This is a genomic window from Oceanicella sp. (assembly GCF_056449545.1).
On the sequence record NZ_JBWOMN010000069.1, the window covers coordinates 1 to 19,018 of the forward strand.

Below are 19,018 nucleotides of genomic sequence, written 5' to 3' on the forward strand. Positions count from 1 at the left end.
CGCGCATCAGCCGGGCGCCGCCGGGGGCGGCGACGCTGGCCCCCGGCGGCGGCGCGGCCGCGCCCAGATCCAGCGCCAGCCGCGCCGCGCCGGCGGCGACCCCATCGGGCCAGAAGGCGATCTGCCACAGCGCCGGGGTCCCGATCGCCCCGATGAAAAGATCCGCGCGATCAGCCATGCAGGCGTTCTCCTTGCGGGTCGAGGAAATGCGGCGAGGTCACGCGCATGCGGGTCTCGGCCTTGTTGACGGGGTCCTTGGCGATCACCTCGCGCCCTTCCATCGCCGCCAGCCCGCCCGCGACGAAGCCGAGCGCCACGCGCATCCCCAGATGCGGCGAATCGGCGATCGAGGACACATGGCCGATTCCCAGCCCCCGCTCATGGTCGGGCGGACACAGGATCGCCCCGCCCCGCACCATCGCCGATGCATCCACCGGGACCAGCCCGACCAGCGCCGGACGATCGGCGCGGACCATGTCCGGGCGATGCATCAGCGCCGAGCCGATGAAGGGTTTTGCGCGCGAGGCCATGCGCGAAAACCCCAGATCGCCGAGCGTCACCCGCCCGTCAAGCTCGCGCCCCGTCACATGGCCTTTCTCGACGCGCAGGATGTCGAGCGCCTCCAGCCCGTAGAACCCGCCGCCCTCGGCCTTCGCGGCGCCATCGAGCGCCTGCCACAGCGTCGCGGCCCGGTCGGCGGGGGCGTAGATCTCGTAGGCCAGTTCGCCGGAAAAGCTGATCCGCGCCAGCCAGCAGTCGAGCCCCGCGGCGCGCACCCGCGCCACCCCCATGAAGGGCAGCGCCGCGTTCGAGAGGTCCGCGTCGGTGATCCGCGCCAGCGCGTCGCGGGCGCGCGGCCCGGCCACCGCCAGCCCGGCCCAGGCGTCGGACACCGAGGTCAGGACCAGCCGCAGATCCGGCCAGCGGGTCTGCAGCCAGCGGTCGAGATGCTCCATCACCGGCCCGGCATTGGCGGTGGTCGTGGTCATCAGGTAATCGGTTTCGCCCAGCCGCCAGACCGTGCCGTCATCGAAAACGAACCCGTCCTCGCGCAGCATCACCCCGTAGCGCGCCCGGCCCACGGGCAGTCTGGCGAAGCCGTTCACATAGACCCGGTCGAGAAACGCCGCCGCGTCCGGCCCCTGCAGCATGATTTTCCCGAGCGTCGAGACATCGCAGACGCCCACCGATCTGCGCACCATCGCCGCCTCGCGGATCGAGGCGCGGGTCAGGTCCTCGCCGGCGCGCGGAAAATAGAACGCCCGCTTCCACAGCCCGGCATCCACGAACACGCCGCCGGCGGCCTCGATCTGCGCATGAAACGGCGAATGGCGGGTGGGCTGCGCGTGCGCCCCGACATCGCCCCCGGCGATGGCCCCGATCGACACCGGCGCGTAGGGCGGGCGAAAGGTGGTCACGCCCTGTTCCGGCGGGGTCAGGCCGCGCGCCTCGGCCATCAGCGCCAGCCCGACGACGTTGCCGGTCTTGCCCTGATCCGTGGCCATGCCCAGCGTGGTGTAGCGCTTCATGTGCTCGACGGACACGAACCCCTCGCGATGCGCCAGCCGCAAATCGTCGGCGGTCACGTCATGCTGGGGGTCGACGAAGCTTTTCAGTTTCATGCGCCGGGCGCGGATTTCATAGACCGGGTCGAGCGCGCCCTCCCAGCCGCCGGGACCGGGCGCCTTGGGCACGGAGATCCGCCGCCCGCTGAGCGTTTTCGCCGCCGCGCGCCCCGCCGCGCGCCCCGAGGCGGCGCAGGCGGCGCGGTCCCATAGGCCCAGCGCCGCGCCGGCGGCGGACACGGGCGCGCCCGATTCGCCGGGCAGGAAACAGGCGTCGGCCTCGCGCCAGACCGGGCGCGCGCCGGCGTGGCTCATCAGATGCAGCGCCGGGGACCAGCCGCCCGACACGCCAAGCGCGTCGCAGGCGATGCGCTCGGACGCCCGCGCCCGCCCGCCGCCCAGATGCGGGCCGATGACGGCGCCGCGCAGCAGGCCGTGGGCGCCGCCCAGCGCCTGCACCGGGACCGTGCCGGGGCGCAGCTCGACGCCCGCCTCGCGCGCCGCCGCGGCCAGCCCGGCGGGGGGGCGTTCGCGACTGTCGAGCAGCGTCACCTCGGCCCCCGCCCCGGCCAGCGCCAGCGCCGCGCCATAGGCGCCGTCATTGGTGGTCGCCACCGCCACGCGGCGCCCGACCAGCGCGCCGTAGCGGTCCAGATAGACCCGCGCCGCATCGGCCAGCATCACCCCGGGGCGATCGTTGTCGCCGAAGATGAAGGGCCGCTCGATGGCGCCCGTCGCGGTGAGGACATGGCGGCAGCGCAGGACATGCATGCGCTCGCGCGGGGCCGCGTCGCCGCCGCCTTGCACGCGTTCGACCAGCCCCGCGACCGCGTGATCGTAGAGGCCGAAGACCATCGTGCGGGGCATCAGGCGCATATTGGGCGCCGCCGCCAGATCGGCGAGCGTTTTCGCGCGCCAGGCTTCGGCGGTGTCGTCGCCCATCTCGCCACCGGTCAGCAGATCGCCGCCCAGTTCGAAATCCTGCTCGGCCAGCACCACGTCGAGCCCCGCATCGGCGGCCTCGCGCGCCGCCGCCAGCCCGGCCGGGCCCGACCCGACCACCAGCAGGTCGCAATGGCCGTGCACATGTTCATGAAAATCGGGGTCCGGGTCAGCGGAACTGCGCCCCATCCCCGCCGCCCGGCGGATGAATTTTTCGAAGAACATCCATTCGGCGGTCCCCGAACCGAACCCCATGAAGGTCTTGTAATAGAACCCCGCCGCCAGGAACCGCCCGAACAGGTCGTTGACCGCGCCGATGTCGCGCTTCAGCGAGGGCCAGCAGTTCTGGGCGCTGGCGATCATCCCGTCCTCGAGCTCGACCACGGGCGCCTTCATGTTGACGAGCCGCCTTGCGCCGGTCCCGAGCGTGACCAGCGCGCCGCCTTCCTCCTGCCCCGCCGACATGACGCCGCGCGGGCGGTGATACTTGAACGAGCGCGCGATCAGGCGTTCGCCATTGGCGATCAGCGCCGAGGCCAGCGTGTCGCCGGGATGCCCGAGCAGGCGCTTGCCCTGCCATTCGAAGGCCAGCCGCCGGGACCGGTCCACGCGCCCGCGATGCGCGACGCGCCGCCCGCCCGCGCTCATGTCCCGTTCCCCAGCGCCGCGGCCATGCCGGGATGGGCGAGCCGCGCGCCGGCGATCTCATGCGTCGCGGTGTCGCGCGCCACGACGATCCAGGCGCGGCAGCCCAGCGCATGGCGCCACAGCTCCGACGCCGGGCCGCGGATGTTGTCGCGCAGGAACACGGCGTCGATCCAGTCCGCTTCGGGCGCGGCGATGTCCGGGTAGGCGACCGACGCGTCGCCCTCGTAGGTGAATTCGGCCTCGTCGCGCAGGCCGCAGAAGGGACAGGGGATGCGCATGTCGCCTCCTCAATGGCGGTTCGGGGTCGCGCCCGAACCTTCCTCGTCGATCATCACGCCGCGCGCAAAGCGGTCGAGCCGCATCTCCGCGTTCAATTCATGCGCCTTGTCATGGGCGATGGTGTGCGCAAAGCACCAGCCCGAGGCGGGGGTCGCCTTGAACCCGCCATAGCACCAGCCGGCGTTCAGGTAGAAACCGGGGATCGCGGTGGGCGTGATGAAGGGCGAGCCGTCCATCGACATGTCCATCACCCCCGCCCATTGCCGCAGCAGCTTGACCCGACCGATGAAGGGCGCCACCGCGACCGCCTTGGCCATCACGTCGCAATAGGTTTTCAGCCCGCCGCGCTGCGCATAGGACGCATACCCGTCGAGATCGCCGCCGAACACCAGCCCGCCCTTGTCAGACTGGCTGATGTAAAGGTGCCCGCCGACGGGCGAGGACACCACATGGTCGATGATCGGCTTCAGCGGTTCGGAAACGTAAGCCTGCAATTTGTGCGATTCGATCGGCAGCTTGCCGAGCCCGGCCTTCGCCGCCAGCGGCGAGGTGGCGCCCGCCACCGCCATGCCGGTCTTCTCGGCGCGGATTTCGCCGCGCGAGGTCTCGACCCCGATGATCGCCCCGCCCGCGCGGACAAATCCGGTGACCTCGCAATTCTGGATGATGTCGACGCCCAGCGCATCCGCGGCGCGCGCATAGCCCCAGACCACCGCGTCATGGCGGGCGGTGCCGGCGCGGGGCTGCATGAAGGCGCCTTCAAGCCGGTAGCGGGCGTTCGGGCCGAAATCCAGATAGGGCGCGATGTCGCGCAGCCGGCCCCGGCTCAGCCATTCGCCGTCCGCGCCGTCGAGCAGCAGCGTGTTGTAGCGCCGGGCCATGGAATCGCGATCGCCCGGATCGAAGCACAGCAGCATCTGCCCGCGCTGGGAAAACATGACATTGTAGTTGAGATCGTGGGACAGGCCCTCCCACAGCCGCAGCGAATGTTCGTAGAAGCCGCGATTGCCCGGCATCATGTAGTTGGAGCGCACGATGGTGGTGTTGCGCCCGGCATTGCCGCCGCCGATCCAGCCGCGCTCGATCACCGCGACGTTGCGGATGCCGTGGTTCTTCGCCAGATAATACGCCGTGGCCAGCCCGTGCCCGCCGCCGCCGATGATCACCACGTCATAGGACAGGCGCGGAACCGGGTCGCGCCAGGCCCGCGCCCAGTTGCGCTGGCCGGTCAGCCCGTTCCACAGCACCGAAAGGGCCGAATGTCTTTGTGGTTTTCGCCGCACCTGCGCCTCCGCCGTTCCCGCGTGAAGGTTAGAAGGACGGATGCGCCGCCGCAAACCCGATTGCGACCGGCGCGCATGATTTATTTCGCCCGACGCCGGCATCGGGGGGCGAAATCCTTTGCCGCCGGACGCGCGGGGCCGCTACACCGGTCCGGGACAGACCTTCACCGACCCGATGCGGGGGCGCCAATGCTGCTGAACACCCTGACCGCCGAGGCGAAAACCGACATCGGCGCGCCGCCGCTGCTGATCGCCCACGGGCTGTTCGGCTCGGCGCGCAACTGGAACGGGCTGGCGCGGCGGCTATCCGCGAATCGCAAGGTCGTGGCCGTCGACATGCGCAACCACGGCGACAGCCCGCATGCCGCGGCGAACGGCTATGGCGACCTGGCCGGGGATCTCGCCGACACCATCGCCGCGCTTGGCGGACGGGCGGACGTGCTGGGCCATTCCATGGGCGGCAAGGCGGCGATGGTTCTGGCCCTGAACGCCCCCGGGGCCGTCCGCCGCCTGATCGTCGCCGACATCGCGCCCGTGCCCTATGATCACACCCACCAGCCCCATGTCGAGGCCATGCGCGCCGTGGATCTGAGCGGCGCCACGCGGCGCTCGCAGGCGGATGCGCAGCTGGCCAGGCGCATCGAGGATCGGGGCCTGCGCGCCTTCCTGCTGCAGAGCCTCGCGCTTGACGGCGGCCCCGACGGGGCGCGGCGGCTGCGCTGGAAGCTCAATCTCGACGCGCTGGCCGCGCATATGGACGAGATCATCGGTTTTCCCGACATGACCGGGCGGCGCTTCGACGGCCCGGCGCTGTTTCTGGCCGGGGGCGCGTCGGACTACCTGCGCCCCGCGCATCACGCCGCCATCCGGGCGCTGTTTCCGCGCGCGGTCTTCGCCAGCATCCCTGGCGCCGGCCACTGGCTGCACGCGGAAAAGCCCGATGATTTCCTCGCCGAGGCGACCGCGTTCCTCGCAGCCTGACCCCGGTCCCGCATGTTTGAACGCTCCGACAAGGATGTAAGAAATGCTTTTGAAACGCATCGGCAAGGGGCTTCTGATCGTGCTGGCGATCCTCGCGGTCCTGGGGGTGTGGAAGCGCGAACAGATCGAACGGCTGTATCGGGTCAACACCCTGTTCGCTGCGGATCGCATCGTCGGCAATTTCTCGTCCATGGACCGGATGTTCCTCACCGCGCCGGTGTCGCGCGGGACCGCTCCGGTGCGCGAACTGCCCAGGGCCGAACGCCCGCTGCCGGAAAAATTCACCCATGGCGGCGGCGAGGAAACCGTCGAGAGCTATCTGGAGCGCTCCGCCACCACCTCGCTGCTGGTGCTCAAGGACGGCGTGATCATGCATGAGAGCTATCGCCTCGGCACGGGGCCGGAGGATCTGCGGATTTCATGGTCGATGGCGAAATCCATGGTCTCGGCGCTGATCGGCATCGCGCTGGCCGAGGGCAGGATCGCCAGCATCGACGACCCCGCCGAGCGCTACGCGCCGGAACTGGCGCAGGGCGCCTACAAGGGGGTGTCGATCCGGGACCTGCTGCACATGGCCTCGGGGGTCGAATTCGACGAGGATTACGGGGATTTCAACTCCGACATCAACCAGATGGGGCGGGTGCTGGCGCTGGGCGGCTCGATGGACGCATTCGCCGCCGGGCAGGATCGCCGCGTCGCCCCGGCGGGAGAAAATTTCCGCTACGTGTCCATCGACACCCACGCGCTGGCGATGACCCTGCGCGGGGCGGTGGGCAAGAGCCTCCCCGATTACCTGTCGGAAAAGCTCTACGGCCCCATGGGCGCGGAGGCTGACGCGCTGTTCATCACCGATGGCGAGGGCGTGGCCTTCGCGCTGGGCGGCATGAACGCGCGCACCCGCGACTACGCCCGCTTCGGGCTGCTGATCGCCGAGGGCGGCGCCTGGAACGGCGCGCAGATCGTGCCCGCCGACTGGATCGTCGACTCCACCGCGCAAAGCGCCCCGCCCCCGGCCGAGCCGCGCGCCGACCGCCACGGCTACGGCTATCAATGGTGGATTCCGCCAGAACCCGAAGGCCCCGAGGGCAAGCGCGAGGTGCTGGCGCGCGGCGTCTACAGCCAGTTCATCTACATCCGCCCCGCCGATCGCATCGTGATCGTCAAGACCTCGGCGGATCGGGGGTTCATGGACAGATCGCGCCGCGCCAACCTCGAATCCACCCGGTTCTTCCGGGCGGTGGCCCAGGCCTATCGCTGAGCCAATGGCGCCGCCGGCCCCGGTCAGAGGCGTTCGATGGCCAGCGCGATGCCCTGCCCGCCGCCGATGCACATGGTGATCAGCCCGTAGCGTCCGTCGATGCGCTCCAGTTCATAAAGACATTTGACGGTGACGATGCAGCCCGTGGCCCCCACCGGATGGCCCAGCGCGATGGCGCCGCCATTGGGGTTCACCTTCGCCGGGTCGAGGCCCAGTTCCCGGTTCACCGCGCAGGCCTGGGCGGCGAAGGCCTCGTTGGATTCGATCACGTCGAACTGATCGGCGCTCAGCCCGGTTCTTTCCAGCAGCCGGCGCACCGCCGGGACCGGGCCGATGCCCATCACCTCGGGGCGCACGCCGGCATGGGCGTAGCCCAGCAGCCGCGCGCGCGGGGTCAGCCCGGCCTTCGCGGCGGCCTCGGCATCGGCCATGACGATCGCCGCGGCCCCGTCATTGATGCCCGAGGCGTTGCCCGCCGTCACCGTGCCGCCCTTGCGAAACACCGCGCGCAGGCCCGCCAGCGCCTCGGCCGAGGTCATGCGGGGGTGCTCGTCGGTGTCGAACGCCACCGTGTCGCGGCGCACCCGCACGTCGATCGGCGCGATCTGGGATTTGAACCGCCCTTCGGCGATGGCGCGCGCCGCGCGGGTCTGGCTTTCCAGCGCAAAGGCGTCCTGGGCGTCGCGCGAGATGTCGTGTTCCTCGGCGACGTTCTCCGCCGTCACCCCCATATGCCCGGTCCCGAACGGGTCGTGCAGCGCGCCGATCATCATGTCGAGCGCCAGCGTGTCGCCCATCTTCTGCCCGAAGCGCCCGGCGGGAAGGATATGGGGCCCCCGGCTCATGGCCTCGGCCCCGCCGGCCAGCGCGAAATCGGCGTCGCCGAGCATCAGGCTCTGGGCCGCCGACACGATCGCCTGCGCGCCCGAGCCGCAAAGCCGGTTGACGTTCATGCAGGGGGTCTCCACCGGGATGCCGGCCTCCACCGCCGCCACGCGCGACAGATACATGTCGCGGGGCTCGGTGTTGATCACATGTCCGTAGGCCACATGGCCGATCCGATCCGGCGCCACCCCGGCGCGCTGCATCGCCGCCCTGGCCACATGGGCGGCGGTGGCGATCGGCGGCGTGCCGGCCAGCGCGCCGCCGAACGTTCCGATCGCGGTGCGGGCGCCGTCGAGGATCACGATGTCGCGGGGCATGGGCATTCCTTTGCTCTGGGGTCGACTGTCTGGTTTGGCGCGGCGCGGCGGCGGCGTCGGCCGCTTTTTTTGCGCCTGCGCGGCGCCGCGCGCAACCCCTCCGGACCGAGGCGGCGGGCGCCGCGCCGATCGCGCGCCATTCGAAAGATCAGAAATCGGGCGGCCAGGGGATGGCGTTCTCGGCCTCGGCCCAGCGCATGACCCAATCGGGCGGGCGGGCGTGCCAGCCCTGATGGGTCTGGCCCCCGACCACCGCGTCGGTGGGCGCGATGCCGGCGGATCCAACCGCAACCGCGCGATAGACCGCGTGATGGGCGGGAACGCCGCGGGTCAGGGTCAGGTGCTCGACATAGAAGAATCGCGGATCGCGGCCCAGCAGGCGGCTGCGGATCTCCATGGGCGCGAAAGGGCGCACCCGGGCGCGATACTGCACCCGCGATCCGGCCATGGTCATGCGCATGCCCCCGGCGCGCACCAGCCCCACCAGCCCGATCCGGGTCAGCAGCGACAGGCGCCCGATATCCATCAGCGTCAGGCTGCGGCCATTGTTCAGTTCGCCGAACGGGTCGATGTCCCAGGGCCAGCAGCGGGTGCGCTCGATCACGGTTTCGTCGGGCGCGATTCGATGCGCGCGCGCGGCGCGAAAGATCGACGCGCCGACGCGCAGATAGGGGTACATGGAGGCTCCTGATCCGGCAGGGGGCGGGGCGGGGCGGGGCGCGAGCGCCATGCCCCGTTTCTAGGCGGCGCGTCCCGGCAAGGCAACCTGCGGCGCGGCCCGGTTTCCGGCGATCGCCCGCCCGGCAGGGGCGGCGCGCCCGCGCGATCTTGCCAAGGCGCAAGCCGCGCGCTATGGCGCACAGGCGCCACGAAACATCTGCCTGACCGCGGGAAAACCCATGTCCAAGCCCAAGAAAGTCGTTCTCGCCTATTCGGGCGGACTCGACACCTCGATCATCCTCAAATGGCTGCAATCGGAATACGGCTGCGAGGTGGTCACCTTCACCGCCGATCTCGGCCAGGGCGAGGAGCTCGCCCCCGCCCGCGCCAAGGCCGAGCTGCTCGGCATCAAGGACGAGAACATCTTTGTCGAGGACGTGCGCGAGGAATTCACCCGCGATTTCGTCTTCCCGATGTTTCGCGCCAACGCGGTCTATGAGGGGCTGTATCTGCTGGGCACCTCGATCGCCCGGCCGCTGATCTCCAAGCGGCTGATCGAGATCGCCGCGGAAACCGGCGCCGACGCGATCGCCCATGGCGCCACCGGCAAGGGCAACGATCAGGTGCGCTTCGAACTCGCCGCCTATGCGCTGAACCCGGACGTGAAGGTGATCGCGCCCTGGCGGGAATGGGACCTGACCTCGCGCACCAAGCTGCTGGAATACGCCGAGACGCATCAGGTGCCGGTGCCCAAAGACAAGCGCGGCGAGGCGCCGTTTTCCGTCGACGCCAACCTGCTGCACACCTCGTCGGAGGGCAAGGTGCTGGAGGATCCGGCGCAGCCGGCGCCCGATTACGTCTACCAGCGCACGGTCGCCCCCGAGGACGCGCCCGACGCGCCGGAATTCATCGAGATCGGATTCGAGCGCGGCGACGCCGCGTCGATCAACGGCGAAGCCATGTCCCCCGCGACCATCCTCACCGCGCTCAACGAATACGGCGGGCGCCACGGGGTCGGGCGGCTGGACCTGGTCGAGGGGCGCTATGTGGGCATGAAGTCGCGCGGCGTCTACGAGACCCCCGGCGGCACGGTGCTGCTGGAAGCCCACCGGGGCATCGAATCGATCACGCTCGATCGCGGCGCGGCGCATCTGAAAGACGAACTGATGCCGAAATACGCCGAGCTGATCTACAACGGCTACTGGTTCAGCCCCGAACGGCTGATGCTGCAGGCGCTGATCGACCAGAGCCAGGAACACGTGACCGGCACGGTGCGCATCAAGCTCTACAAGGGCTCGGCGCGGGTCGTGGCGCGCTGGTCGGACCGCTCGCTGTATTCGGAAGAACACGTCACCTTCGAGGATGACGAGGGCGCCTATGACCAGAAGGACGCGGCCGGATTCATCAAGATCAACGCCCTGCGCCTGCGGCTGCTGGCGATGCGCGACAAACGCCTGAAGTGATGTCCCGGCAAGGGCGCGGCTGGCCGTTCGCCGCGCCGCGCCCCTGATCCGCGGGTTGCGCCGCCGCGCCGCCGCCTGGCGCGCCCCTTGACCGGGGCGGCCCGCGCGGGCAGGCATGAAACCGCCCCGAAGGATCAGGAGACCCCCATGCCCGACGCCGACGCCCCCGCCCCGCTTTCGCTTGATCACCTCGTCGTCGGCTGCCTGTCGCTGGCCGAGGGGTGCGCATGGATGGAGTCGCGCCTTGGCGTCAAGGCGCAGGGCGGCGGCGCGCATCAGGGCATGGGCACCCATAACAAGCTCTGGGGGCTGGACCGCGACGACGCCGACCCGGTGTATCTGGAACTGATCGCCCCGGATCCGGCCCAGGACCCGCCCGCGCATGGCGCCCTGCCGTTCGGCCTGCACCGGCCCGAAGTTCTGGCGCTGCTGAAAGACCGCCCGCGGCTGATCACCTGGATGGCGCGCTGCGACGCGGTGGACGCGCTGGCCGCGCGCCACCCCGACCTGCTTGGCCCGGCGCGGCCCATGCGGCGCGGCGATCTTGAATGGCGGCTGACCATCCCCTCGGGGCCGGTCCCGCCGCATCACGGCGCCCTGCCGGGCCTGATCCAGTGGCCCGACATCGAAACCCCCTCGATGCAGATGGCGGGGGCCGGGCTCAGCCTTGCGCGGTTCGCGCGCCGCCCGGACGCCGCCACGGGGCGCGCGCTGGCGGCGCTGGGCCTCGATGCGGCGCTGCCCGAGGGCGAGACCGGCGGCGCGCCGCTGCGCGCCGCCCTGCGCGGGCCGAATGGCGAGGTGACGCTGGATTGAGGCGGACTGGCGCGGGCTGGGGCGGACTGGCGCGCGCGCCGGCGGCGGGGGTCCCGGTCAGGCCGAGAACTGGTCGTAGGCGTCAAGCGCCTTGGCGCCATACATCAAGGCCGGACCGCCGCCCATGTAGACGCACATGCCGATGGCCTCCACGACCTCCTGACGCGTGGCGCCGTGGCGGATGCAGGCCTTGACGTGAAAGGCGATGCAGGCGTCGCAGCGGGTTGCGACGCCGATGGCCAGCGCGATCAGCTCCTTGGTCCTGGGGTCCAGCGCCCCCTCGGCCGTGGCGGCCCGCGCCAACGCGCCGAACCCCCGCGCCACCTCCGGCATCTCCGGGTTCAGGCGGGACAATTCGCCCTTGGTGTCGTCGAGGAATTCGGTCCAGTTCATGGGTCTGCTCTCCGGGTTTCGCAATGCATGTCCGCCTTTGCCCCCATTCGGCGCGCGCGTCAACGGCTGCGGATTGACGCGCGCGCCGAATGAGGGCCAAGTGGGGCCACGGAGGCCGCCATGCCCAGGACATTCGAATTCCTGTATGATTTCGCCAGCCCCGCCAGCTACCTGGCCTGGACCCAGCTGCCGGCGCTGGCGCGGCGCAGCGGCGCCCGGGCGGCGCTGCGCCCGATCCTGCTCGGCGGCGTGTTCAAGGGCGCGGGCAACGCCAGCCCGGCGATGATTCCGGCGAAACGCGACTGGATTCTGGACGACCTGGCGCTGTGGGCGGCGCGCTACGGCGTGACGCTGACGATTTCGCCGCATTTCCCCATCAACTCCCTGTCGCTGATGCGCGGCGCGACCGCCCTGCGCGATCAGCCGCGCTTCGTCGAATACTGCGACCTCTGCTTCAACGCCATCTGGCGCGACGGCAGGAACCTGGGCGACCCGGCGGTGACGGCGGCGGCGCTGGAGGGCGCGGGGTTTTCCGCCGCCGAATTCGCCAAAGCCATCGCCGACCCGGCGGTGAAGGCGCGCCTGAAGGCCGACACCGAGGCCGCGGTGGCGCGCGGGGTCTTCGGCGCCCCGACCTATTTCGTCGGCGAATCGATGTTTTTCGGTCAGGACCGGCAGGATTTCGTCGCCGCGGCGCTGGCCCGCCTGCCCGCTTGAGCCCCCGCCCCCGTCGCCAACGCGTGACGACGCGGGACCAATTGCGCGATTCACAGCCATCGACCGGCCTTGCCGCGCCGCGCGCTCTTGCCCTTCGGCCCGCGATCAGGTCTCTTGCGCGCGACATTCCCGTTGCTCTCCCTTGATGCGCGCCCCACTGGCGCGAGCGGAACGCCGATGATCTGGACCATACCGAATATCCTGACCTTCGCGCGGGTGCTCGCGGCGCCGCTGCTGGCCGGCGTTTTCATTCTGCTGGACCGCCCGATGGCGGATCTGGCGGCGTTCTTCCTGTTCGCCACCGCCTCGCTGACCGATTTCTTTGACGGCTGGCTGGCGCGGCGCATGGATCAGGTGAGCGATCTTGGCAAGATGCTCGACCCCATCGCCGACAAGGCCATGGTGATGATCGCGCTGGCGGTGCTGATGGCGCTGAGCGGGCTGCACTGGGCCATGCTGGTCCCGGTGGCGCTGATCATCCTGCGCGAGGTGGCGATCTCGGGCCTGCGGGAATTCCTCGGCGGGCGCATGACCATCGCCGTGACCCTGCCCGCCAAATGGAAGACCATGATCCAGATGATCGCCATCGGGGCGCTGTTTCTGGCCGGGTTCGCCGACGAAACCCTGACCGGCCTTTATTACGCCATGCCGCCGGACGTCTATGACGCGGTGCTGGCGGGCGAAATCGCCGACCCGGCCAATCTGCGGTTCTGGGCCGGCGCGGCGCCGGCGCTGGCGATGATCGGCTACGGGCTGCTGTGGATCGCGGCGCTGCTGACGCTGGTCACCGGATGGGATTATCTTACCAAGGGAATCGCCTTCATCCGCGCCGAGGAGGAAACCCAGTGAACGTGCTCTATTTCGCCTGGCTGCGCGAACGCATCGGCGCCGCGCAGGAACAGATCGAGACCGCCGCCCCCACCGTCGCGGCGCTGGTTGACGAATTGCGCGACCGCGATCCGCGCTACGCCGCCGCCTTCGCCGACCTGTCGGCGCTGCGCGTCGCCGTGGATCAGGAGGCGACCGATTTCGACGCCCCGATCGCCGGCGCCCGCGAAGTGGCGTTCTTCCCGCCGGTGACAGGGGGGTGAGCCGCGCGGCGCCCCCGGCCCCCCGCGGCGACGCCTGCCCGGTGACCATTCGCGTGCAGGCGGCGGATTTCGACATCTCCGCCGAGCTTGACGCGCTTGCCGCCGGGCGCACCGACATCGGCGCCATGGTCGCCTTCACCGGGCTGGTGCGCGACATGGCCGGCGGCGCGGCGCGGCGCGGCGCGACGATGCAGCTGGAACACTATCCCGGCATGACCGAGAAGGCGCTGGCGGCGATCGCCGCCGAGGCCGCCGCACGCTGGCCGCTGCAGGGGATCGTCATCATCCACCGCATCGGCGCGCTGGCGCCCGGCGCGCGGATCGTGCTTGCCGCCGCCGCCTCGCCCCACCGCGCCGCGGCGTTCGAGGCGGCGGATTTCCTGATGGACTTCCTCAAGACCAGGGCGCCGTTCTGGAAGAAGGAAACCACGCCGGAGGGCGCGCATTGGGTGGATGCGCGCGACTCCGACGCCGCCGCCGCCGCCCGCTGGCGACGCTGACCCCCCACCCGAAACGCACCCCGAAACGCGAAAAGCCCCCGGTGTCCCCGGGGGCTTGGCGTTTCGTTTCGGGCGCCGCCGGGCGCTCCGGCGGCGCAGCCGCTTACGCGGCGCGGCGTTTGCGCGACGCGAAGCCGAGCCCGGCCACGGCGCTGAACAGCATCAGCACGCTCGAGGGCAACGGCACCGACGAAATCGGCGTCATGCTGCTGACCAGGACCGCCGAGATGTACATCTCGTCGCCGCCGCCCAGGCCGGTGCCGTATTTCAGGTCCAGCGCCTGACCGGCGGTCAGATCGAGACCCAGCGCCAGTTCATGGACCAGCCCGTAGTTGAAGCCGTTGATGTTGACTTCGCTGCCGGCCAGGAACGTGGTGCCGTGGCTCTGGTTGCGAAAGAAGATCTTGTCGATGGTCCAGTCTTCTTCGAAGGTCAGCCGCAGGCCCTCGCCCGCGGTGATGTTGTCGTCGGCGCCGTTGGCGCATTGCCCGGTGCCGCTGACCACCGCGCCGCAGACCCCGAGCCCGGCATTGCCCTGATCGAGATAGGCGTAGTTGGCGGCGTTGGTGAAGCTGTCATCCCAGCCGGTGGCCGAAAGCATGACGCCGCCCACCGAGAACGGGTTGCTCAGGTCGATGATCGCCTTGGCCCCGCCGCCGTCGCCGAGAAAGCTGGTGACCGTGGCTTCGATGCCCTGCTCGCCGGCGATGGTGTCGGTGAAGGCGGCGAAATCAAGCGTGGCGGCCGCTGCGTTGAGCGTGGTCCCCGCAAGAATCGCCACCGCGATCCCAATAGTCGTTTTCTTGATGCTCATGAGACATGGCTCCTGTAAATGATTTCGTCTGCAACGCAGTCACGACGTTATGGGCCGGGGTGAACGGCCCCGAAAGCTAATGAACAGACCTTAGGCGCGGTCCCAGAGATTAACCAAGGGAAAAGCGCACCCCCATGCGAGGAATCAGGGTTACCGGAGTTTTTCCGCCCGAAGGCGAACAGGCCGAGTATCCGGCGCCTTTTTCACAAAATCAGTATCAAATTCTAGTTTGTTAAAATTGCGGCGCTCGGAATATTGTTCTACAGGAGCCCGACGCTTGAGCGCCGCGCCTCAAGGTTGAAATTAACAACCACAGGGCGCAAAATCACTCGTCCATCACAATTCAGGCGCGAACCAATGGCAATAACGACCAAAACATGAATGATTAACGGCCAGAACTCGGCGCCGCCGAATCTCCGATCGGCGCGGTCAGGTCCGGCGCGTCGTCCTTCGCCTTGTTGAGCTTCGGGCTGACCCGGTGAAAGGCGAAGGCCCCCTCGGGCGCCGGGCGCATCAACAGCGCGGCGCCGCGGCCCGCCTCGCCCAGCCATTTGCCGAAATCCTCGGGGCGGATGGTCACCGGCTCGCGGTGGTGGATCGCCGCAAGCCCCGGCCCGGCGGCGCAAGTGACGATGGCGCAGGCGATGACCGTCTCTCCCTCGGGGCTGCGCCAGGGCGACCAGATCCCGGCGAAGGCGAACAGCTCGCCTTGCGTCGGGTGGATGAAATACGGCTGCTTTCGCCCGTCCTCCAGCCGCCATTCGTAATAGCCGCTGGCGGGAATCAGGCAGCGCCGGCGCCGGCAGGCCTCGCGAAAGGCGGGCTTTTCGGCGATGGTCTCGGCGCGGGCGTTGATCAGCGGCGGTCCGTCGTTCAGCCGCCGACGCCAGTGCGGCACGACCCCCCAGCGGACCCGGCGCAGCGTCCTGCCCCCGGTTTCGTCGCCGTCGTCAAGCAGCACCGCGTCCACCGGCTGCGTGGGGCGGATATTGGTGCGCGGGCGCGCGGCGTCGGCGGGGTCGCCCCCCATCGGCGCGGCGCGAAACAGCGCCGCCACGGCGCTTTGGGGAACGGTCAGGGCGAATCTGCCGCACATGCGGGGCCTCCATCCGCGCATCCGTTGCGCGCGGCGCTGAGAATATTGTAACCATCGGCGGGCGATAACCCCATTTGCGACCCGCGCGCCTCGCGGGTCGAGCCGTGTTTGACGCGGGCGGCGACCGGGCCGCGCCGCGCAGGAGTGTCCCGCCCGCCATGTCCAGCGCCCCCTCGCCCGCGTCCGCCGACGCCGATCCCGGCCCCGCCGTCACCGTGCTGCTCGCGGTCCATGACGGCGAGGCCTATGTGGAAAGCGCCCTGCGCAGCGTCATGGATCAGACCCTGCGCGACATCGAAATCCTGGTCGTGGATGACGCGTCCTCCGATTCGACGCCCGAGATCCTCGCCCGCCTCGCCGCCGAGGACGACCGCATCCGGGTGCTGACCGCCAGAACCAATCTGGGTCTGCCCGCGGCGCTGAACCACGGGCTGGCGCAGGCGCGCGGGGTCTATGTGGCGCGCATGGACGCCGACGATCTGTGCCTGCCCGACCGGCTGGAAACCCAGAAACGCTACATGGATCAGCACCCGGAAATCGTGCTCTGCGGCGGCTCGGTCACCGCCATCGACGCCGCGGGAAGGCCCGGGCGCACCAGCATCCGCCCGCGCGACGCCTTCGCCACCCGCTGGCTGAACCGCTTTCACATGCCGCTGATCCACCCGACCTTCATGTTCCGCCGCGACGCCGTCGGGCCCGACCGGCTGCGCTACGACCCGGACCTGCGGGTGTCCCAGGATTACGGCTTCTGCACGCTGGCCTATCAATACGGCGAGGTCGCCTGCCTGCCCGAACCGCTGCTGCTCTACCGCTCCCATCCCGGCGCGGCGTCGAGCACCAAATGGGCCGAGCAGACCCGCAACGCCAAGATCATCGCCGAAGGGTTCCAGAAACGCGAACTCAGCCCGGCGGTTTTCGACGGGCTGGCCCGGTTTCGCGCTGTGTTCTATGACCTGAAAACCGTCACCCCCGGCGACATGGGGGCCATCGGGTCAGGCATGCGCCGGATGATCGCCGAGGACCGCGCCGCGCATCCCGACCGGCGATCATGGATGATGCGTCAGGGCGCGCAGCTGATCTTCACGGCGATCATCCGCGGCAAGGGCAGGAAGAAACCGGCGGTGCTGGGGGCCTTCGCGCTGCTGGCCCCGGATTTCGCGCTGGCGCTGGTCATGCGCCTGCTGGAGACCCGCCGCCTGCTGCCCGCCGCCCTGCGCTCCGACCCGAAGGTCTGGCGGCAGGGCGCGACGACAGCCGCCCGGCCAGACCCGAGCGCGCAGCGCCGGCCCCGCGTGCGCGCAGCGCCACGCGGGGCCGGGCCAAACGGGAAGAGCCCCGGCAGGGGCGAATGACGGGCGGGAGCGCGCCGCCTCCGGATCCGCCGGGGCCGGACGCGCGCGCCGGCGCCAACGAAAGCCGGGGGCGTCGATCGCCCCCCCGGGGGGGGGGAGCGGCATCAGGCGCGCGGGATCAACGCTCGACGATGCGCCCGTCCACATGCGGCGCGTAGGGGCTTCGGGCGGCGAGGTATTCGGCCACCACATCTTCAAGCCCCGGGCCGAAATCATAGGCGTCCATGCCCTTTTCGGCGAACACCTTGTAGCCGTCGCCGCCGCTGCGCATGTAGTTGTTGGACACCACCAGATAGGTCGCGTCCCGGTCGATCGCCGCCCAGCCGTCGCCGCTGCGCACCATCACCTCGATGACCCGCCCCTCATTGGGCGCGATCGAACGGGACCAGAGGAATTTCAGCCCCGCCACCTGCGGAAAGCGGCCCTTGACCTCCTCGACCTGGCTGACGCCGTTCTCCAGCGCCGCCACCACGTCCGCGCCGGTCAGCTTGAAGGTGGCCAGCGAATTCTGGAACGGCAGCACCGTCAGCACCTCGCCCATGGTGATCTCGCCCGCGTCGATCGAGGCCCGCACCCCGCCGCCGTTCTGGATGGCGATGGTGACGCCTTGATCCTTCACCCGGTCCAGCATGGCCTCGGCCACCAGATTGCCCATCTGGCATTCGCCGACGCGACAGGATTCCCGTTCGCCGTCGATGACCGCCGCGGCCTCGGCCACGACCTTGCGGCGGATCTCCTCCAGCGGCGCGGCCAGTTCGGCGATTCGCGTCTTGACGGCCGCGTCCTCGACCACCGCGCCATCCATGATCAGCGGCTCGCCCACCGCCTCGGTCACCTTGCCCGAATCATCGAACGTGACGTTCAGCTCGCCCAGGAACTTGCCGTAGGCATAGGCCTGCACGATCGCCGTGCGCCCGCCGTCCGGGCCCTCGACCCAGGTCGGATACGGCCCCTTGGCCCGGTCCGAGACATTGGACAGATAGGTGTTGGAATGCCCGCCGACGATCACGTCGACGCCCGCGACCGCGGCGGCGACGCGCTGATCCACCGCGTAGCCGGAATGGCTGAGCACGATGATCTTGTTGACGCCCTCGGCCTCAAGCCGCGCCACCTCGCGCGCCACCGCGGCGGCGGGGTCGTGGAAGACCACGTTCTTGCCGGGGCTCGACAATTCGCCGGTGTCCTCGGGGGTGAGCCCGATCAGTCCGATCCTCTCGCCGCCCCGCTCGATCACCGTGGAGGGCATGAGCGCGCCCGCCAGCTGCGCTTCGCCGGTCACGTCGGCATTGGACATCAGCACCGGAAAGCCGACCATGTCCATGAAGCCGCGCAGCACCTCGGGCCCGTCGTCGAATTCGTGGTTGCCCACGGTCATGGCGTCGTAGCCGAGCCCGTTCATCATCTCGGCCGCGGCCTTGCCCTTGTAGTAGGTGTAGAACAGGGTGCCCTGGAACTGGTCGCCGCCATCCACCAGAATCGCGTTGTCGGCGCGCGCCCGCGCCGCGCGCACCGCCGTGGCCAGCCGCGCCGAGCCGCCGAAGCACTTGCCCTCGGCGTTGCTTTGCGCCGAACAGCCGCTGTCGTATTTGCTGATCGGCTCGAAGCGGCTGTGAAAGTCGTTGGTGTGCAGGATCGTCAGGCTGTATTCGGCGTTCGCCGCAGTGAGGGTGGCCGTGACGGCGGCCGCGATCGCGATCGCGGCGCCGCCCATCGAGGTCAGTCTGGTCATTTTGAAGGATCCTTCCTGTTGTCCCCGCGACCCGGCCCGGGGTCTCCCGCCCCGCAGGAGCGGCCCGCCGCGCCGGCCTGTCGCGTTCATTGGCGCCGGGCGATCGAATCTGCGCCTTGCCGGTCCTTTTCCAAGACGCGCCGGACGCCCGTCATGTTAACTCTGATAATTCCATGTTAACTCTAAGTCAAATTGAAGAAAATTTTCGACAATGTTACCTCTATTCCTG

Annotated in this window: 18 protein-coding genes; 9 read left to right on the top strand and 9 right to left on the bottom strand. The window is 69.8% G+C overall.

The window, feature by feature from the left end; translation table 11 throughout:
- Nucleotides 1–170: 170 nt before the first annotated feature.
- From AC1HC7_RS09505 to AC1HC7_RS09515, 3 genes are read right to left on the bottom strand one after another with little or no spacing between them, the layout of a single operon-like run.
- Nucleotides 171–3,155 carry a sarcosine oxidase subunit alpha family protein gene (locus tag AC1HC7_RS09505; RefSeq protein ID WP_479494965.1) on the bottom strand — a complete coding sequence of 995 codons (2,985 nt, stop codon included), beginning with the start codon at nt 3,153–3,155 and terminating at the stop codon, nt 171–173.
- Nucleotides 3,152–3,433: a sarcosine oxidase subunit delta gene (locus AC1HC7_RS09510; protein ID WP_479494964.1), complete on the bottom strand. Its 282-nt coding sequence runs from the start codon at nt 3,431–3,433 to the stop codon at nt 3,152–3,154. Before AC1HC7_RS09510 ends, AC1HC7_RS09505 begins: the two co-directional genes overlap by 4 nt.
- Before the next feature lie 9 nt (nt 3,434–3,442).
- The gene (locus AC1HC7_RS09515) at nt 3,443–4,717 is read right to left on the bottom strand and encodes a sarcosine oxidase subunit beta family protein (protein WP_479494963.1); all 1,275 of its coding nucleotides are present in this window, start codon (nt 4,715–4,717) and stop codon (nt 3,443–3,445) included.
- Between the two features lie 192 nt (nt 4,718–4,909).
- Between AC1HC7_RS09515 and AC1HC7_RS09520 the strand changes: the two genes are divergently transcribed.
- Both AC1HC7_RS09520 and AC1HC7_RS09525 read left to right on the top strand, forming a co-directional pair.
- A complete protein-coding gene (locus tag AC1HC7_RS09520) occupies nt 4,910–5,698 on the top strand; it encodes an alpha/beta fold hydrolase (RefSeq protein WP_479494971.1) in 789 nt (262 codons plus the stop codon).
- A 43-nt stretch (nt 5,699–5,741) separates the two neighbouring features.
- A complete protein-coding gene (locus AC1HC7_RS09525; RefSeq protein WP_479494962.1) occupies nt 5,742–6,956 on the top strand; it encodes a serine hydrolase domain-containing protein in 1,215 nt (404 codons plus the stop codon).
- A 23-nt stretch (nt 6,957–6,979) separates the two neighbouring features.
- Here the strand turns inward: AC1HC7_RS09525 and AC1HC7_RS09530 are convergent, their stop codons facing one another.
- Both AC1HC7_RS09530 and AC1HC7_RS09535 read right to left on the bottom strand, forming a co-directional pair.
- On the bottom strand, nt 6,980–8,158 hold the full coding sequence (locus tag AC1HC7_RS09530) for an acetyl-CoA C-acyltransferase family protein (protein WP_479494961.1): 1,179 nt from the start codon (nt 8,156–8,158) through the stop codon (nt 6,980–6,982).
- A 148-nt stretch (nt 8,159–8,306) separates the two neighbouring features.
- Nucleotides 8,307–8,837 carry an acyl-CoA thioesterase gene (locus AC1HC7_RS09535; protein ID WP_479494960.1) on the bottom strand — a complete coding sequence of 177 codons (531 nt, stop codon included), beginning with the start codon at nt 8,835–8,837 and terminating at the stop codon, nt 8,307–8,309.
- A gap of 220 nt (nt 8,838–9,057) precedes the next feature.
- On the opposite strand from AC1HC7_RS09535, the gene AC1HC7_RS09540 reads away from it, so the two are divergent.
- Complete coding sequence (locus tag AC1HC7_RS09540; RefSeq protein WP_479494959.1) at nt 9,058–10,281, top strand: argininosuccinate synthase; 1,224 nt, start codon at nt 9,058–9,060, stop codon at nt 10,279–10,281.
- Nucleotides 10,282–10,428: 147 nt separating this feature from the next.
- Nucleotides 10,429–11,097, top strand: a complete 669-nt coding sequence (locus AC1HC7_RS09545) for a VOC family protein (protein WP_479494958.1) — start codon at nt 10,429–10,431, stop codon at nt 11,095–11,097.
- 57 nt (nt 11,098–11,154) lie between these two features.
- Here AC1HC7_RS09545 and AC1HC7_RS09550 read toward each other — a convergent pair whose 3' ends face one another.
- On the bottom strand, nt 11,155–11,490 hold the full coding sequence (locus tag AC1HC7_RS09550) for a carboxymuconolactone decarboxylase family protein (RefSeq protein WP_479494957.1): 336 nt from the start codon (nt 11,488–11,490) through the stop codon (nt 11,155–11,157).
- Between the two features lie 120 nt (nt 11,491–11,610).
- Here AC1HC7_RS09550 and AC1HC7_RS09555 point away from each other — a divergent pair, with 120 nt between their 5' ends.
- From AC1HC7_RS09555 to moaE, 4 genes are all read left to right on the top strand, one after another.
- Nucleotides 11,611–12,207 carry a DsbA family protein gene (locus AC1HC7_RS09555; RefSeq protein WP_479494956.1) on the top strand — a complete coding sequence of 199 codons (597 nt, stop codon included), beginning with the start codon at nt 11,611–11,613 and terminating at the stop codon, nt 12,205–12,207.
- Between the two features lie 177 nt (nt 12,208–12,384).
- A complete protein-coding gene (gene pgsA, locus AC1HC7_RS09560) occupies nt 12,385–13,056 on the top strand; it encodes a CDP-diacylglycerol--glycerol-3-phosphate 3-phosphatidyltransferase (RefSeq protein WP_479494955.1) in 672 nt (223 codons plus the stop codon).
- Nucleotides 13,053–13,298 (top strand): molybdopterin converting factor subunit 1, encoded by a 246-nt coding sequence (moaD, locus tag AC1HC7_RS09565; RefSeq protein ID WP_479494954.1) that lies wholly within the window; start codon nt 13,053–13,055, stop codon nt 13,296–13,298. Before pgsA ends, moaD begins: the two co-directional genes overlap by 4 nt.
- Nucleotides 13,295–13,798, top strand: coding sequence for a molybdopterin synthase catalytic subunit MoaE (gene moaE, locus AC1HC7_RS09570; protein WP_479494953.1), 504 nt, complete (start codon nt 13,295–13,297; stop codon nt 13,796–13,798). The genes moaD and moaE overlap by 4 nt, the downstream gene beginning before the upstream one ends.
- 103 nt (nt 13,799–13,901) lie before the next feature.
- Here moaE and AC1HC7_RS09575 read toward each other — a convergent pair whose 3' ends face one another.
- Both AC1HC7_RS09575 and AC1HC7_RS09580 read right to left on the bottom strand, forming a co-directional pair.
- Nucleotides 13,902–14,612 (bottom strand): hypothetical protein, encoded by a 711-nt coding sequence (locus AC1HC7_RS09575; protein WP_479494952.1) that lies wholly within the window; start codon nt 14,610–14,612, stop codon nt 13,902–13,904.
- A 385-nt stretch (nt 14,613–14,997) separates the two neighbouring features.
- Nucleotides 14,998–15,708, bottom strand: coding sequence for an SOS response-associated peptidase (locus AC1HC7_RS09580; protein ID WP_479494951.1), 711 nt, complete (start codon nt 15,706–15,708; stop codon nt 14,998–15,000).
- Between the two features lie 158 nt (nt 15,709–15,866).
- Here AC1HC7_RS09580 and AC1HC7_RS09585 point away from each other — a divergent pair, with 158 nt between their 5' ends.
- The gene (locus AC1HC7_RS09585; protein WP_479494950.1) at nt 15,867–17,060 is read left to right on the top strand and encodes a glycosyltransferase family 2 protein; all 1,194 of its coding nucleotides are present in this window, start codon (nt 15,867–15,869) and stop codon (nt 17,058–17,060) included.
- Nucleotides 17,061–17,178: 118 nt separating this feature from the next.
- On the opposite strand, the gene AC1HC7_RS09590 is transcribed toward AC1HC7_RS09585, so the two are convergent.
- Nucleotides 17,179–18,771 carry a bifunctional metallophosphatase/5'-nucleotidase gene (locus AC1HC7_RS09590; RefSeq protein WP_479494970.1) on the bottom strand — a complete coding sequence of 531 codons (1,593 nt, stop codon included), beginning with the start codon at nt 18,769–18,771 and terminating at the stop codon, nt 17,179–17,181.
- Between the last annotated feature and the right edge of the window lie 247 nt (nt 18,772–19,018).

What these genes read in the sequence shown, in the direction of transcription:
- AC1HC7_RS09505 (WP_479494965.1), bottom strand. Translation starts at nt 3,155, where the DNA reads ATGAGCGCGGGCGGGCGGCGCGTCGCGCATCGCGGGCGCGTGGACCGG.
- AC1HC7_RS09510 (WP_479494964.1), bottom strand. Translation starts at nt 3,433, where the DNA reads ATGCGCATCCCCTGTCCCTTCTGCGGCCTGCGCGACGAGGCCGAATTC.
- AC1HC7_RS09525 (WP_479494962.1), top strand. Translation starts at nt 5,742, where the DNA reads ATGCTTTTGAAACGCATCGGCAAGGGGCTTCTGATCGTGCTGGCGATC.
- AC1HC7_RS09530 (WP_479494961.1), bottom strand. Translation starts at nt 8,158, where the DNA reads ATGCCCCGCGACATCGTGATCCTCGACGGCGCCCGCACCGCGATCGGA.
- AC1HC7_RS09535 (WP_479494960.1), bottom strand. Translation starts at nt 8,837, where the DNA reads ATGTACCCCTATCTGCGCGTCGGCGCGTCGATCTTTCGCGCCGCGCGC.
- AC1HC7_RS09540 (WP_479494959.1), top strand. Translation starts at nt 9,058, where the DNA reads ATGTCCAAGCCCAAGAAAGTCGTTCTCGCCTATTCGGGCGGACTCGAC.
- AC1HC7_RS09545 (WP_479494958.1), top strand. Translation starts at nt 10,429, where the DNA reads ATGCCCGACGCCGACGCCCCCGCCCCGCTTTCGCTTGATCACCTCGTC.
- AC1HC7_RS09550 (WP_479494957.1), bottom strand. Translation starts at nt 11,490, where the DNA reads ATGAACTGGACCGAATTCCTCGACGACACCAAGGGCGAATTGTCCCGC.
- AC1HC7_RS09555 (WP_479494956.1), top strand. Translation starts at nt 11,611, where the DNA reads ATGCCCAGGACATTCGAATTCCTGTATGATTTCGCCAGCCCCGCCAGC.
- pgsA (WP_479494955.1), top strand. Translation starts at nt 12,385, where the DNA reads ATGATCTGGACCATACCGAATATCCTGACCTTCGCGCGGGTGCTCGCG.
- AC1HC7_RS09575 (WP_479494952.1), bottom strand. Translation starts at nt 14,612, where the DNA reads ATGAGCATCAAGAAAACGACTATTGGGATCGCGGTGGCGATTCTTGCG.
- AC1HC7_RS09580 (WP_479494951.1), bottom strand. Translation starts at nt 15,708, where the DNA reads ATGTGCGGCAGATTCGCCCTGACCGTTCCCCAAAGCGCCGTGGCGGCG.
- AC1HC7_RS09585 (WP_479494950.1), top strand. Translation starts at nt 15,867, where the DNA reads ATGTCCAGCGCCCCCTCGCCCGCGTCCGCCGACGCCGATCCCGGCCCC.
- AC1HC7_RS09590 (WP_479494970.1), bottom strand. Translation starts at nt 18,771, where the DNA reads ATGGGCGGCGCCGCGATCGCGATCGCGGCCGCCGTCACGGCCACCCTC.